General features: G+C 68.4%; 14 protein-coding genes. 8 read left to right on the top strand and 6 right to left on the bottom strand.

The annotated features are described in order from the left end of the window. Window positions 1-28: 28 nt before the first annotated feature. Entirely contained in the window at window positions 29-1,468 is a 1,440-nt protein-coding gene (locus ABIA71_RS06390; protein WP_354284043.1) for a WG repeat-containing protein, read from the top strand. A gap of 66 nt (window positions 1,469-1,534) precedes the next feature. Further along, a complete protein-coding gene (locus ABIA71_RS06385; protein WP_354284041.1) occupies window positions 1,535-2,350 on the top strand; it encodes a TatD family hydrolase in 816 nt (271 codons plus the stop codon). A gap of 27 nt (window positions 2,351-2,377) precedes the next feature. Here the strand turns inward: ABIA71_RS06385 and ABIA71_RS06380 are convergent, their stop codons facing one another. From ABIA71_RS06380 to ABIA71_RS06365, 4 genes are all read right to left on the bottom strand, one after another. After that, window positions 2,378-3,262, bottom strand: a complete 885-nt coding sequence (locus ABIA71_RS06380) for an NAD-dependent epimerase/dehydratase family protein (protein WP_354284039.1) — start codon at window positions 3,260-3,262, stop codon at window positions 2,378-2,380. A gap of 2 nt (window positions 3,263-3,264) precedes the next feature. Then, entirely contained in the window at window positions 3,265-4,203 is a 939-nt protein-coding gene (gene panE, locus ABIA71_RS06375) for a 2-dehydropantoate 2-reductase (RefSeq protein ID WP_354284037.1), read from the bottom strand. Window positions 4,204-4,769: 566 nt separating this feature from the next. Further along, window positions 4,770-5,570, bottom strand: a complete 801-nt coding sequence (locus tag ABIA71_RS06370; RefSeq protein WP_159498322.1) for an ABC transporter permease — start codon at window positions 5,568-5,570, stop codon at window positions 4,770-4,772. After that, window positions 5,567-6,526 carry an ABC transporter ATP-binding protein gene (locus ABIA71_RS06365; RefSeq protein WP_354284035.1) on the bottom strand — a complete coding sequence of 320 codons (960 nt, stop codon included), beginning with the start codon at window positions 6,524-6,526 and terminating at the stop codon, window positions 5,567-5,569. The genes ABIA71_RS06370 and ABIA71_RS06365 overlap by 4 nt, the downstream gene beginning before the upstream one ends. Before the next feature lie 104 nt (window positions 6,527-6,630). Between ABIA71_RS06365 and ABIA71_RS06360 the strand changes: the two genes are divergently transcribed. Next, a complete protein-coding gene (locus ABIA71_RS06360; protein WP_354284033.1) occupies window positions 6,631-7,380 on the top strand; it encodes a ferredoxin--NADP reductase in 750 nt (249 codons plus the stop codon). A gap of 49 nt (window positions 7,381-7,429) precedes the next feature. Here ABIA71_RS06360 and ABIA71_RS06355 read toward each other — a convergent pair whose 3' ends face one another. Then, window positions 7,430-8,587: a lytic polysaccharide monooxygenase gene (locus ABIA71_RS06355; RefSeq protein WP_354284031.1), complete on the bottom strand. Its 1,158-nt coding sequence runs from the start codon at window positions 8,585-8,587 to the stop codon at window positions 7,430-7,432. Between the two features lie 257 nt (window positions 8,588-8,844). Between ABIA71_RS06355 and ABIA71_RS06350 the strand changes: the two genes are divergently transcribed. The 4 genes from ABIA71_RS06350 (at window position 8,845) to ABIA71_RS06335 (ending at window position 13,555) form a co-directional block, all read left to right on the top strand. Beyond that, window positions 8,845-10,011: a GGDEF domain-containing protein gene (locus ABIA71_RS06350; protein ID WP_354284029.1), complete on the top strand. Its 1,167-nt coding sequence runs from the start codon at window positions 8,845-8,847 to the stop codon at window positions 10,009-10,011. Between the two features lie 108 nt (window positions 10,012-10,119). Next, window positions 10,120-11,631: an alpha/beta hydrolase gene (locus ABIA71_RS06345; protein WP_354284027.1), complete on the top strand. Its 1,512-nt coding sequence runs from the start codon at window positions 10,120-10,122 to the stop codon at window positions 11,629-11,631. Continuing rightward, window positions 11,628-12,374, top strand: coding sequence for an ABC transporter ATP-binding protein (locus ABIA71_RS06340; protein ID WP_354284025.1), 747 nt, complete (start codon window positions 11,628-11,630; stop codon window positions 12,372-12,374). The genes ABIA71_RS06345 and ABIA71_RS06340 overlap by 4 nt, the downstream gene beginning before the upstream one ends. Continuing rightward, window positions 12,371-13,555: an ABC transporter permease gene (locus ABIA71_RS06335; RefSeq protein ID WP_502961165.1), complete on the top strand. Its 1,185-nt coding sequence runs from the start codon at window positions 12,371-12,373 to the stop codon at window positions 13,553-13,555. The genes ABIA71_RS06340 and ABIA71_RS06335 overlap by 4 nt, the downstream gene beginning before the upstream one ends. A gap of 100 nt (window positions 13,556-13,655) precedes the next feature. On the opposite strand, the gene ABIA71_RS06330 is transcribed toward ABIA71_RS06335, so the two are convergent. Then, a complete protein-coding gene (locus ABIA71_RS06330) occupies window positions 13,656-14,462 on the bottom strand; it encodes an AraC family transcriptional regulator (RefSeq protein ID WP_354284023.1) in 807 nt (268 codons plus the stop codon). Between the two features lie 77 nt (window positions 14,463-14,539). Between ABIA71_RS06330 and ABIA71_RS06325 the strand changes: the two genes are divergently transcribed. Next, complete coding sequence (locus ABIA71_RS06325; RefSeq protein ID WP_354284021.1) at window positions 14,540-14,794, top strand: hypothetical protein; 255 nt, start codon at window positions 14,540-14,542, stop codon at window positions 14,792-14,794. Window positions 14,795-14,844 lie beyond the last annotated feature (50 nt).

Raw genomic sequence — 14,844 nt, 5'->3', positions numbered from 1 at the left:
ATGCGCGGACTGTTTGCAGGGATGCCACATGTCACCGTTCACCCACGCCATCGTCGCCGCACTGGCGCTGTTCGTCGCCATTGCCGGTGCCCACGCGGATGCACCTGCCCGCACCGCCGCGCCCGCGCCGTGGTCGGCCGGTTTCACGCTGGAAAAGAACGGCGAAACACTGCAGGTGCTGGATGCCCAAGGCCACGTGGTCGTGGGTGGGCTGGAGGGTTTCTTCCCCAATGCGCGCTACGCCCTGCTGCTGCGCCAGTCGCAGTGGGGGGTGCTGCGTGCGGACGGACATATCCTGCTGGCGCCCGAATACGCCCGCGTGGAGCATCTGCCCGACTCACAGTTGTTCGAGGTGTGCCACGACGCCAACGAGCGCTGCGGTCTGGTCGATATGGAGGGGCGCACCGTGGTGCCGATGGAGAATGCGCGTATCACCGGCGTGTGGGTGACCCAGACGCCGTGGGTGATCGAACGGGATGGCCGCAGCGGCGCGTTCGACCCGGCCACGCGCCGCTGGGTGGTGCCGCAGGCGCAGGCCGAGATCCTTGTGGGCGCGGGAATGCTGATGGTCAAGCACGAGCCCGATAGCGCGTGGCAGGTGCTGGATCGGCAGGGCGCGGCCATTGCCGGCATCCCGCCCGCCAGCGATTGGCGGGTGTGGGAGGAGGGCATGCGTATCGTGGGTGCGCAGGGCATGTTCGATTCCACGGGCAAGGCATGGGTGCCGGCTGGCCGCTACGACGCCATCGCGCCCCAGGGCGACACTGCCGTGGTAAGCACCCGTACGGGTCAGGGCCTGATCGACGCGCAGGGCCGGCAGGTGCTGCCGTCGCTATTCCTGCTGATCGAGCCGTTGGAAAGTGCGCACCGCGGCTGGAAGCGGTTCGTTGAAGGCGAGCGCTGGGACGCGCGCCGCGTGGGTGTGATGGACGCGCAGGGCGTTGTCATCCTCCCTGCGCGGTGGGACGGCATCACACTGGACCTGGCCGACACCGCGCGTGGGCGGCGCAACCAGCTTATCTTCCAGGTAGAACGTGATGAACGGCTTGGAGTGCTGGACGCTGCAGGCAACACCTTGTTCCCGCCCCGGTTCGACACCGCCAGCAGGATCGCCTACGGCAGCGTCATGTATCTGGTGTCAGAAGACGGCAGGCAGGGCCTGTGCAACTTCGCCAGCGGCCACTGTCCGATTCCAGTGCAGTTTGAACGGATCCACCAGGTGGACGACAGCGAGGCAGGGCAGTCGCTGTTCGTGGTAACTCAAGATGCCCGCTCGGCCCTGTATACCGAGCAGGGCCGGGTGGTGATGCCCCTGCAGCCGGGGGTGATCGCGCTGTCCACGGCCAGCGATGACCCACAGGTGCTTGAGGTCACCCTTACCCAGGGCAGTGAACATCGCACGCTCCGCCTGCAGTTGCTGGCGGGCGTGTGGCAGGTGCAGGCGCCCGGCCACCCGCCGGTGCAGTAGCCCAGGCCACGGGTACCTGCCGGGCCGCGGGCTACAATGGCCGGGTTACCTGCCTTGTAGCTCCCCATGCAACTGATCGATATCGGCGCCAACCTCACCCACGACTCCTTCGACCGCGACCGCGACGCCGTGCTGGCGCGTGCCCACGAGGCGGGGGTGGCACAGATGATCATCACCGGCGCCAGCCGCGAGCATTCGCCCATGGCGCTGGAGCTGGCACGCCAGCATCCGGGCGTCCTGTATGCCACCGCCGGGGTGCACCCGCACCACGCGGTGGAGTACACCGACGAATGCGATGCCGAGATGCGCGCGCTGCATGCGCACGCCGAGGTGGTGGCGGTGGGCGAGTGCGGGCTGGATTACTTCCGTGACTTCGCCCCGCGCCCGGCCCAGCACCGCGCTTTCGAGCGCCAGCTGCAGCTGGCGGCCGACGTGGTGGCTGCCGATGGGGCGCGCAAGCCGCTGTTCCTGCACCAGCGCGATGCGCACGCCGATTTCATGGCGCAGATGAAGAACTTCGACGGCCGACTGGGCGCGGCGGTGGTGCACTGCTTCACCGGCGAGCGCCAGGAACTGTTCGACTACCTGGACCAGGACTGGTACATCGGCATCACCGGCTGGTTGTGCGACGAACGCCGCGGCGGGCACCTGCGCGAGCTGGTGAAACACATCCCGGCCAACCGCCTGATGATCGAAACCGACGCGCCGTACCTGCTGCCGCGCTCGCTCAAGCCGATGCCCAAGGAGCGCCGCAACGAGCCGATGTTCCTGTCGCATATCGTCGAGGAGTTGGCGCGCGATCGGGGCGAAGACGTGGACACCACCGCCGCCAACGCGACGGCGGCCACGCGTGCGTTCTTCCGGTTGCCCGAGGTGGCCTGATACATCCCCACGACCAACGGTCGTGGGCTACCGGCCGTCGCCGTTGGCCCAGGCGTCGGCCAGACCGTCGCGATAGGTCGCAAAGCGGGGCTGCCACTCCAGGGCCGCGCGCGTGCCGCGGCTGTCGATGCGTTTGTTGCTGGCGTAGAAACGGCGCAGCGAGGCGGGGACGGCTGGATCATCCCAGGCCTGTGCGGCGGGCAGCGGCAGGCCACTCAGCAGCGCGGCATGCGCCAGTACGTCCTGCGGCGGGGCGGGCGCGTCGTCGGCCGGCAGATACAGCGCGTGGCCCTGCGGACGCCGCATCGCCGCCAGCACCGCAGCGGACAGGTCCTCCACATGCAGTCGATTGAATACCAGTCCGGGCCGGATCACGTGCCGGGCCTTGCCCTGCGCCAGCTGCACCAGCGCGTTGCGCCCGCGACCGTACAGGGCGGGCAGGCGGAACACCGCCGAGGCGAGACCACGTGCCTGCGCGAACGCGCGCCACTGCTGCTCGGCGCGTAGCCGTCGCAGCGCGGTGTCGCCGTCCGCATCGGCGCTGGACCGTTCGTCGACCCAGCCTCCGTCACGGTCGGCATAGACCGCCGTTGAGGACAGGTAGCCCACCCAGCGCAGCGCCGGGCTGTCGTGCAGTGCCTCGGCGAGCAGGCGCAGTGCCGGGTCGCCCGTATCCTCCGGGGGCACGCTGCACACAATCGCCTCCGCGCGCCGGAGTGCCGCACGCAGCCCGTCATCGACCGGCACGCCCTCGGCCAGCTGATACCGCGTCAGCGCGTCATCGGGGGCCGTGCCCGGGTCGCGCACGGTGCCGCTGCACGCGATGCCCTGGGCCTGGAGCAGGGCGGCCAGGTGCCGCCCGCTGTAGCCCATGCCCAGCACCAGCACGTGCGCCGGCGCAGCGGTGTCCATGCTCAGGCGCCGCGCTGGCGCTGGTAGGCCTGCAGGTGGCTGTAGGCCACCGCCAGCAGCGGTGCCGTCTGCCCGGCGGCGCGTGCGCGCGCCAGCATGTCGCCCACGATCTGCTCGGCCTCCACCTGCTGGCCCGCTTCCAGGTCGCGCAGCATGGACGCCTTCAAGCCCGAGTCGGCCTGGGTGGTAGCCGTCAGCGCGAGCTCGCGCGCCTTGGCCGGAATCGGCTCGCCCGCCGCATCGGCCACCGCCAGGCATTCGTCATACAGCCCACGCACGATCGCCGCCCCGTCGTCGGTGGCCACGATCGTGCCCACATCGGCGCGCAACAGGCAGGTGGAGGCCGCCAGCGTGGTCAGGAACGTGTATTTGATCCACTGCTCCTGCCCGATCGCATCGCTGGCCACATAGTCCACGTTCGCCTGCACGCACGCGGCCGCCAGCGCCAACACCCGCGCGCTGCTGCCGGTGCCATCGCGCTCGCCGAAGGTCAGCTTGGCCGCCGGCGCCAGGTGCAGCACCGCACCATCGGCGGCCTTGGTCGCGCTGATGAAACACAGCCCGCCCAGCACCGCATCGCGCCCGAAACGCGCATCCAGTGCCGCGTAGTGGTGCAGCCCATTGAGGATCGGCAACAGCGTCGTACGCGGTCCCATTGCCGGGGCAATCGCCTCGATCGAACTGTCCAGGTCGTACGCCTTGCAGCTCAGAATCACCAGATCGAACGGCTCGGCCGCCGCCAGCGCGGGCAGCGCCTCGGCGATGACGTGCTGTACCGGGAACGTCGCATCGCCAACCGGACTCCGGATCACCAGCCCCTCGGCCGCCAGCTGCGCCGCGCGCGCCGGGCGCACCAGGAAGGTCACATCCACACCGGCCTGGGCCAGCCGGCCACCAAAATAACCACCGGTACCACCGGCGCCGAGGATCAGGATACGCATCGCACGCTCACTGCAGTTGGGGGATTCACCCCACGATTGTGCCGGAGTTTTTCAACACCCGCAGGGCGCTATGTGGCGGCTGGTGGAGGGGGGAGCGTGAGCAGGACCGATGGATTCCGAGCACGGCGACAAACACGCAGTACAACCCTATCCATTTCTTTCAAAAGACGAAGAGTCTCGCGCGCAGCGAAGAGGACCACCCGTCACCCCCGAATTTCTCTCCCACAATTTCAAAGTCCATCCAACCGCAAACGAAAAGAGCCGGGCAAATGCCCGGCTCCACAGTAATCGTTGCCGCGCGGTTGCCGGCCAGCGGCCGGCACTACCGTAATCCCACAGCCGTCACCGGGAAACTATCGAAGGCGGGGTGTGTGAGTTTGCGGGGGCGTGAGCGCCATGGATGGCGCGACCGAGCCTACAGGGACGTACTCGCGGCGTCCCCCGCGGACTCACACACCCCGCCTGCCCCCATTTCAACCCAGAGCCGCAGTTGCTGTTGCAGTTGCTCCAGCTCTGGCAGTGGCAGTAAAGCGGGCCGCCGGGCCGCAGGCCCGGCAAAACACCACTCAGCTCCGCATCCCCACGCCCCGCTTCAACAGCCACAGCGCCAGCGCGGTCAATGCGACCACAAACCCGATCATCAGCGCATACGCCACCCACAGCGGCACATCGCTCGTCCCCAGCAGCCCATAGCGGAACGCATTGACCATGTAGAAAATCGGATTCGCGTGCGTCGCCGCCTCCGCCCACGTCGGCAGCAGCTTCACCGAGTAGAACACGCCGCCCAGGTAAGTCAGCGGGGTCAGGATGAAGGTCGGCACGATCGCCACGTCATCGAACTTCTTCGCGTACACCGCGTTGATGAAGCCGGCCAGCGAGAAGATCGTCGCGCCCAGCAGCACCGTGGTCAGCGTCACCAGCGGGTGCGGAATGCGCACCGGGGTGAAGAACATGGCGATGATGAGCACGATCACGCCGACCATCAGGCCACGCAGCACCGCACCGGACACATAGCCCCACAGGATCACCCAGTTCGGCATCGGGCTCACCAGCAGCTCTTCCACGTGGCGGCCGAACTTGGCCCCGAAGAACGACGAACTGATGTTGCCGTAACTGTTCTGGATCACGCTCATCATCACCAGGCCCGGCACGATGAACTGCATGTAGCTGTAGCCACCCATCTCGCCCACGCGCGAACCGATCAGGCCGCCGAAGATCAGGAAGTACAGCGTCATGGTGATCGCCGGCGGCACCAGGGTCTGGCCCCAGATGCGCAGGATGCGCGCCACTTCGCGGCGCACGATCGTCATCAACGCGATCCGGTTGCGCTGGCCGTCGGTCAGGACCGGGGTAGGGGTGGTGCTCATGCCGCATTCTCCTGGTTGCCGGTGAGGCGCACGAACAGCTCCTCCAGGCGGTTGCTCTTGGTCCGCATCGAACGCACCCGGATACCGGCCGCGTTCAAGGCTTCAAACACCCGGTTGAGGTCCATCGCACGCGGCATGTCCACGTCCAGCGTGTGCCCGTCGATGGCGATCAGCGTGGCGCCTTCGATCACCGGCAGCTCGGCCGGCAGGCTGCCGTCGATGTCGAACAGGAAGCCCTCCACGTCCAGCTTGGCCAGCAGCTCGCGCATCGGACCCTGGGTGACGATCTGGCCGTGGTTGATGATGGCCAGGTTGCGGCACAGGTGCTCGGCCTCTTCCAGGTAATGGGTGGTCAGGATGATCGTGGTGCCAGCGGCATTGATCTCCTTCAGCACCCGCCACATGTCGCGGCGGATCTCGATGTCCACCCCGGCGGTGGGCTCGTCCAGGATCAGCAGGCGCGGCCGGGTCATCATGGCCCGGGCAATCATCAGCCGGCGCTTCATGCCGCCGGACAGGGTGCGGCTCATCACCTGGGCCTTGTCCCACAGGTGGGCGCGCTTGAGCTCCTCTTCGGCCATCTTCTCGGCCTCGGCACGGGCCACGCCATAGAAACCGGCGTAGTTGACCAGGATGTCGAAGGGCTTTTCGAACAGGTTGAAGTTGATCTCCTGCGGTACCAGGCCGATCAGGCGCATCGTGGCGCTGCGGTTGCGGACCAGGTCGCTGCCGAAGACCTCGACCTGGCCCTCGCTGAGGTTCACCAGCGAGCTGATGATGCCGATCAAGGTCGACTTGCCGGCGCCGTTGGGGCCGAGCAGGGCGAAGAAGTCGCCCGGGGCCACGTCCAGCGAGACGCCCTTCAGGGCCTGGGTGCCGTTGTCGTACGTTTTACGGAGGTCACGGACCCGCAGGGCGGGGGCCGTACCGGTCGCGGAAGTGTTCTGGGAAGCCAAGCTCTTGCCTTCGCGCCCATGGGCTGGCGCTGGATAGGGGCGGGGAGCGGCTATTATAGAAGACCCCGAGGGCTTGCCCCGGCTACACACTGTCCCGAAAAGCCGTGCCTGTTCAATTCCCCCTCAAACTGGTCGACCGGCGCATGCTGGCCCCGACCGTCGGCCACTACCAGTTCCTGCGAGATGACGGCCAGCCGCTGGATTTCCAGCCCGGCCAGTTCATCCAGGTCCATTTCGAGTACGCCGACGGCACCGCCACCAAGCGCAGTTACTCGCTGGCCACCATTCACAACCACGCCCTGGGCGCGGGTGAAGCGGTCGATATCGCGGTCAGTTTCGTCCCCGGCGGCGCCGCCACGGCCCTGTTCGAGGGCCTGGACATCGGCGGCCACGTCACCGCCAGTGGCCCGTTCGGCCGGTTCTGCCTGCAGCCGGGCGACCACAACGCCCGCTACCTGCTGATCGCCACCGGCACCGGGGTCACCCCGTACCGCTCCATGCTGCCGCTGCTGGCCACGGCCATGGCCGAGCGCGGGGTCGAGGTGGTGCTGCTGCAGGGTGCCCGCACCCCCGCCGAGCTGCTCTACAGCGACGACTTCTATGCCTTCGCGGCCGCCCACCCGGGCTTCCGCTACGTACCGTGCCTGTCGCGCCAGCTGCCCGACACCCCGCATCCGGACGTGCGCCACGGCTACGTGCAGCAGCACTTGGCCGAGTTCGCCCCGAACCCGGCCACCGACATCGCCTACCTGTGCGGCAACCCGGACATGGTCGATGCCACCTTCGAGGCGTTGAAGGACGCCGGTCTGCCGACCCCGCAGGTGCGGCGCGAGAAGTACGTCAGCAGCAAGTAAGCCCGCTGCGCTGACCGGGAGGCGCCAGCGGCACCCCCCGGTGCCGGGCTCAGTACGGAATCCAGGCGTCGCGCCAGGCCGAACCGGTCCCGGGACGATAGGGCTCGGCATTGACGTTGCACCAGGCGCCTTCAGGGAACGGCCGGCACGCGTACAACTGGCCATCGCTGCCCTTCACCACGGTCTGGCCCGGAATGTAGCTGCCGATACCGGCGGGATAGTCGAAATCGTAGTCGCCTTCCGGCGGCACCTCCGGGGTCTGCACGTCCAGCTGGAACCGGTGGCCGGCCGAGAGGTACACGCGGTTGTCGGTGGCCGAGGCGATCGGCGTGACCACCCCATCGCGCATCACCCCCAACCGCGCATGGGTGGCGTGGGCATTGACCTGCAGGGCCAGCTGCAGTGGCCATTGCGCCGGGGCAGTCTGGCCGCTGGCGAGCGTAGCCTGCACCGTCTCCACATCCTGCCCGGCGTGGGTGAACACCCGCAGCGACAGCACGCTGCCCACCGGCAGTTCACCGCGCGCGGTGAGCGGACCGGCGTCCTGCCAGCCGGGTGGGGGCGTGCCGCCGTCGCCTTCGAAGCGCACATCCATGCAGGTGTAGAACGCCTCTGCCGAATCGGCCCGCTGCCAGGTGTTGTAGATCACATGCGGGCCGGTGCGCCGGGGCAGCTGGCACTCCAGCTTGTAGGTGCCATCGGGCGAGAGCGGCGTGTTGCCCAGCGCGCAGAACTGTTCCAGGTCGCCCCAGCCCATCGGCGTACCCGGCTGCCAGCCTTCGCGGGTGACGAAGAACTGCCAGTCACGCGTCACATGCGGTGCCGAGGCCTTGAACACGAACGTGAAGCGGCCATTGGCATCGGCCTGGATCGGGGTGCGCTGCCAGTCGCTGCGGTCCACATCCAGGCCACGGAAGGTGGCGTTGTTGCCACTGCATAGCTTGCCGTCCGGCACCACGGCCTGGTGGTCGCCGTTGGCGTGGGCCTGGTTGATGCCCGCCCAGTCGTAGAACGCCTGCGCGCCACCGATGGCCTTGGCGGCCGCGCAGGCCGGGTGGGTCGGATTTTCCGGATTGCCGAGGAAACAGGCGTACACGCGGCTGACCGGCGTGGTCATGGTGCCGTGGGCGTGCGCGGGCGCGCTGGCCGCGCCGCTGCCCACGGCCAATGCCAGGGCGATCAGGGAAAGGGAATATCGAGGGGTCATGATGCCTCCGCAGGGCAAGGATGGATGGCATACCCGGGTGGCCAGCGACGGCGGCGAGGGGGCGTGCCCGGCCGAGTATCTGGCGTTGTCAGGGAATCCTTAATCGGACAGGTTGCAGTTGATGCGCGTTGGGATGGGCGTCCACCCGGGCCTGAGCAGCGCATCCCAGAATTCTGGGGCGCGGTGGCGAAGCAGCGAGGGCCATGCGCAGCGGCGGCGCGCGCTAAGATGCGCGCGCTCCCGATGCGCGAGGCCGCATGTCCCTGGATTTCCCCACCGTTGCCGTGCTCGGCTACCTGCTGTGCCTGGGCATCGCAGTGGGCTTCTCATTGCTGTTGCTGGTCCTGCGCGGGCAACCGGCGCTGCGCCTGTGGACGGCCAGCCTGTGGCTGCTGGCACTCAGCCTGACCTCGGTGGCGCTGCGCGCCCAGCTGCCCGTCGTGCCATTGGTGATCTTCGGCAATGCCGTACTGGCGCTGTCGGCGGTGCTGATGCTGTACGGCGTGGCGCGCCACCTGCAGCGCCCGCTGCCGGCCTGGCAGCCGACCCTGCTGGCCGTGGCATACGTGGCTGGCATCGTCGTGTTCGTGGTGCCCTTCCCGAACCTGGCCGTCCGGCTCAACGTGGCCAGCCTGTTCTCGGTGCTGGTCAACAGCTGGATGGCCTGGATGCTCGTGCGCCACGCGCCGCCCCTGCAGCGCACCAGCTGTTGGCTGGCCGCGGCCATCTTCGCGGCCGAAGCGGTGGTGTACCTGGTGCGGCTGTGGCTGCCGGTGGCGCCCGATGCGGGGCAGGACATCTTCCGCGCCGGCGCGCCGATGTTCGCGACCTACCTCGCGGGCATCTTCCTGGAGCTGGCCCGCTGCTTCGCGCTGGTCCTGCTGCTGGTGGAGAAGATGCTGGTGGACCTGCGCCACGCGGCACGCACCGACGGGCTGACCGGCCTGCTCAACCGCGGCGCGGTGCTGGCCGATGGCCAGGCGTGCCTGCTGCAGTGCCAGCGGCAACAGCAGCCGCTGGCCCTGCTGCTGCTGGACGTGGACCACTTCAAACAGGTCAACGACCGCTGGGGGCATATCGCAGGCGACCAGGTGCTGCACCACTTCGCCGCGGTCCTGTCCGGTTGCCTGGCCAGCCAGCAGTCACTGCTGGGCCGCTACGGCGGCGAAGAGTTCGTGGTGCTGCTGCCGGGCACCGACCATGCCCGGGCCCGGCAACAGGCGGACAGCATTCGTGCGCACCTGCAGGCCCACCCCGCACACGTGGGCAACACGCCGGTGGCGGTCACCACCAGCATCGGGCTGGCCGTGGGCACCGGCGCGCACGACCTGGCGGCCTTGCTGGCCGCCGCCGACCGGGCGCTCTACCAGGCCAAGGCCGACGGCCGCGACCGCACCGTCAGCGCGGTGCCACTGCCTGCCTGAGCGCGGTCGGCGCAGGCCGTCCGAAACCACCGGCGCTGCACGGGTCACATCCAGCGCGCCCCTTCGTCATGGCATGCTGAGACCCTTCAATCCAGGATGCGATCGAACATGCGAGTTTCCTGCCGTCCCTTGGCGACCGGTGCAGCCTTGCTGCTGCTGGCCGCCTGCCAGGCCACCCCGGAGGCCACCCCGGAAGCGGCGCAACGCCAGTACGGACACCTGACGTTCAAGCCGTGCACGCTGACCAGCACCCAGGCCAGCGACAACGTGGAAGCGCAGTGCGCCACCCTGCAGGTGGCCGAGAACCCGGCCGCGCCGGATGGGCGCAAGATCGGCTTGAACATCGCCTGGCTGGATACCAGCAACGAAGGCGAGGGCAAGGGCGACCCGGTGTTCTTCCTGGCCGGTGGGCCGGGCCAGGCGGCGACCGAAGTGGCGGCGGTGATCAACGTGGCGTTGCGCGAAGTGCGCAAACAACGCGACATCATCCTGGTCGACCAGCGCGGCACCGGCAAATCCAACCCGCTCACCTGCCTGGGGGCGGACGGCAAGGAAATGGCGCTGGACGACAGCATCGCCCCGACCACGCAGGCCATTGCCGAGTTCGCCGCCCAGTGCGCCGCGTCGCTGGCCAGCCGCGCCGACACCCGCTTCTACACCACGACCCAGGCCATCGCCGACATCGACACCGTGCGTGCGGCGCTGGGCGTGGACAAGATCAACCTGATCGGCGGCTCGTACGGCACCCGCGTGGCCCAGCAGTACGCCGCGCACTACCCGCAGCACACGCGTGCGGTGGTGATCGACGGGGTGGCCCCGAACGACGTGGTGGTGGGCGGTGATTTCGCCGACACCTTCGAGGCCGCCATCGACCTGCAGGCCGAGCAGTGCCGCAAGGATCCGGTCTGCGCCAAGCGCTTTCCAGTCGATACGCGTACCCAGCTCAAGAATGTGATGGCCACGCTGGCCAAGGCACCGGTCGAGGTGGAATACCGCGACCCGGGCACCGCCGAGACCAAGCGCGATGTGCTGACGTCCGACTCGGTCACCGGCCTGGCGTTCATGTTCTCCTACATGCCCGAGCTGTCCTCGCTGCTGCCGGTGGTGCTCGACGAGGCCGCGCATGCGCGCTACGCCCCGCTGATGTCGCTGAGCAGGATGGCCGGCCGCAGCCTGGGCGTGCAGATGAATCGTGGCATGCAGTGGTCGGTCATCTGCGCCGAGGATGCCGACCGCTACCAGGAGCCGGCAGCCAGCGATCGCCTGCTTGGCCCCGAAGTGGCGCGCATGTTCTTCGCCGCCTGCCCGGGCTGGAAGGTCGGCACGCGCCCGAAGGATTTCACCGCGCCATTGAAGAGCGATCTGCCGGTGCTGCTGCTGTCGGGCCAGTTCGATCCGGTCACCCCGCCGCGCTACGCCGAGCAGGTGCTCAAGACCCTGCCCAATGGCCGTCACCTGATCGCCAAGGGCCAGGGCCACGGCACCCTCAACGCCGGCTGCATGCCGCGCCTGCTGGGCCAGTTCATGGACAAGGCAGACGCCAAATCGCTTGACGCCACCTGCCTGGACTCGCTGAGCCCGGTGCCGGCCTTCACCTCGTTCAACGGATGGGCACCATGATCGTCGCCGAGAATCTGCATAAAGCCTTCAAGACCAAGACCGGCCTGATCAAGGCGGTGGAGAACGTCGGCTTCCAGGCCGAAGACGGCCAGATCACCGGCCTGCTCGGCCCCAACGGCGCCGGCAAGACCACCACCATGCGCATGCTGTACACGCTGATGACGCCGGATCAGGGCAAGGTGCTGGTGGACGGCATCGACGCGGCCAGCGATGCGGTCGCGGTACGCCGCCGGCTGGGCGTGCTGCCCGACGCGCGCGGCGTATACAAGCGCCTGACCGCCCGCGAGAACATCGCCTACTTCGGCCAGCTGCACGGCATGAGCGCCGCGCAGATCCGCGAACGTACCCAGGTGCTGTCGCAGGCGCTGGACATGGAGGACATCCTGGACCGCCAGACCGACGGCTTCTCGCAGGGCCAGCGGACCAAGACCGCCATCGCCCGCGCGCTGGTGCACGACCCGCGCAACGTGATCCTGGATGAACCCACCAACGGCCTGGACGTGATGACCACGCGCGCGCTGCGTGGCTTCCTGCGTGGCCTGCGCGACGAAGGTCGCTGCGTGATCTTTTCCAGCCACATCATGCAGGAGGTGGCCGCGCTGTGCGATCGCATCGTGATCATTGCCCACGGCACGGTCATGGCGGCCGGCAGCGCCGATGAGCTGCGTGCACAGACCGGGGAAGACAACCTGGAAGATGCCTTCGTCAAGGTGATCGGTTCGGAAGAAGGATTGCACGCATGAGTTCGTTGAGCACGTTGTTGACCGTGATGCGCAAGGAACTGCGCGATCTTTCCCGCGACCGTCGCACGCTCGCGCTGACCCTGCTGCTGGGCCCGCTGCTATACCCCATCCTGATCCTGGGCATGGGCAAGCTGGCCGAAAGCCGGGTCAAGACCCAGATCGACAAACCGCTGGACATCGCCACCATCGGCCGCGAGAACGCCCCCAACCTGGTGCGTTTCCTGGCCGCGCAGGGGCTCAATGCGGTGGATGCGCCCAAGGACCTGACCGCCGCCATCCGCGACCAGCAGATCGACGTCGCGCTGCGGATCAGCCCGGACTTCGGCAAGGACTGGGCCGAAGGCCGCCCGGCACTGGTGGAGATCGTCAAGGACAGCACCCGCCGCGCCGCCGACATCCCCAGCATGCGCCTGCAGACCGCATTGGCCGGCTACAACCAGCAGGTGGGCGCACTGCGCCTGCTTGCCCGTGGCGTGGATGCCCAGGTCGCGCGGCCGCTGGATCTGGCCACCCAGGACCTGGCCACGGCCGAAGCCAAACGTGGCCAGGTGCTGTCGTTCCTGCTGCCGGTGCTGCTCACCATCACCTCGTTCCTGGGCGGTGCCTACCTGGTGATGGACACTACCGCCGGTGAGCGTGAGCGCCAGTCGCTGGAGCCGTTGCTGGCCACCCCGGCGTCGCGCAGCGCGATCGTCAGCGGCAAGATCGTCGCCGCCTGCGTGGTCGGCATGGCGTCGCTGCTGCTCACCCTGCTTGCGTTCAAGCTGAGTGCGCAGCTGTCCAGCAGCGGGGCCGGGCGGCAACTCAACATGGGCTTCCTGCCGATGGCGCAGATGCTGCTGATCATGCTGCCAATGCTGTTCATCGGCACCTCGCTGCTGACCTTCCTGTCGGCGGCGGCCAAGAGCATGAAAGAAGCCCAGAGCCACATGACCTGGCTGATGCTGCTGCCGATGCTGCCCGGCTACGCGCTGATGGTGTATCCGCTGAAGAGCGAGCTGTGGCAGTTCGCGGTGCCGTTCCTGGCGCAGAACCAGATGCTGCTGAAGATCATCCGCCACGAGGCGATCAGCATGCAGATGTGGGCCGTCTACCTGGCCGCCGGCTTCGGCCTTGCCGCGGTGCTGTGGTATGCGGCGGTGCGCCGTTACCACCAGGAGCGGTTGGCGATTTCGGGTTGAGCACACCGGGGCGATGGCGAGTGCACCATCGCCCCCTTTCTGCTTCGCTCCCCACAAGGTAGAGCCACGCCATGCGTGGCTGTCCCCTCGGCGGCTGCTCTCATCCGCGTGCATCCCGCGCGTACCGCGCCGGTGTATCGCCCAGTTCGCGTTTGAATACCGCGATGAACGCGCTGGTGGTCTCATACCCCAGTGCCAGCGCGGTCGCCGTGACCGTGTCACCTGCCGCCAGCCGGGGCAGCGCATGCAGCACCCGTAGCCGTTGCCGCCAACGCGACAGCCCCATGCCGGTGTCGCGCTGCCATTGGCGGGTGAGCGTACGGCTGGACAGGCCGGCGAGCGCGGCCCAGTGCTCGACGCTGCGGTTGTCCTCGGGATGGGCGGCGAACGCGCTGGCCACACGTCGGAGCCGTCGATCCTGCGGGTGTGCCATGGCCAGCGGCAACGCCGGGTGGGTGGCGATCTCATCCACGATCACCCCTGCAAGACGTCGCTGGGCAGCGCCCAACGGACCGGGCGGCCACTGTTGCGCGCGCGCGATGGCGGCCTGCAGCAGCGGCCCCGGTGCCAGGATTCGGGGCTGGTGGGGCAGCAGCGCGCTCGCGGCGGCGTTGAAATACAGGCTCCACCCCACAAAGCCCTGTGGCGCCAGCAACGCGTGCGGCAGGTCAGGCGGAATCCAGGCCAGGTGGCCGGCTGGCAACAGCCAGTGCGTAGCCCCCACGTCGATCTGCATCAGGCCGCTGTCGGCGCCCAGCAGTTGCCCGCGCGCATGCTGGTGGCGCGGTGTGCGCCGTGGACCGGCCTTGCCGCCACGCGGGACGCTGCGGGTAGCGAACAGCACCGGGCCGGCGGGGTCATCGGCCATCGCAGGGTCGAGCAGGGCGGAGTGTGTCGGATCTTCCATATCTGTTGGCAGTTATACGACAGAACCGCCGCCGCGGTGGTTCGATACTGGCCGTCCCCCCGTTGGAGTGCGCCGCGATGCGACCTGAAGACCTGTTGCCGGATGACCACGACCATGTGCAGCGCGCCGGCATCACCGTGCGCAAGGGCAGTGTCGGCGCGTTCCTGGCCAACGCGACGATCCTGCTCGATGCCGATCAGGATGCCGCGGCGCGCCATGCCGCCGAACGTGACCTGCTGGCGCTGCTGCCCGGCCTGCACGCCTTGGGCCTGTTCGATGTGCTGGTGCCGAAGGATGCCGCGTTGCGGCAGTTGGTGGAGCAGCACCGCTGACTGCTTTGTCGGCGCGGCGGTGCCTGCCGCTCGCGTCCAGCATGCAGCGT

This window comes from Stenotrophomonas sp. 2619 (genome assembly GCF_040548725.1).
Classification (GTDB): Bacteria; Pseudomonadota; Gammaproteobacteria; order Xanthomonadales; family Xanthomonadaceae; genus Stenotrophomonas; species Stenotrophomonas maltophilia_AP.
This window is presented reverse-complemented; position numbering and strand designations above follow the sequence as displayed.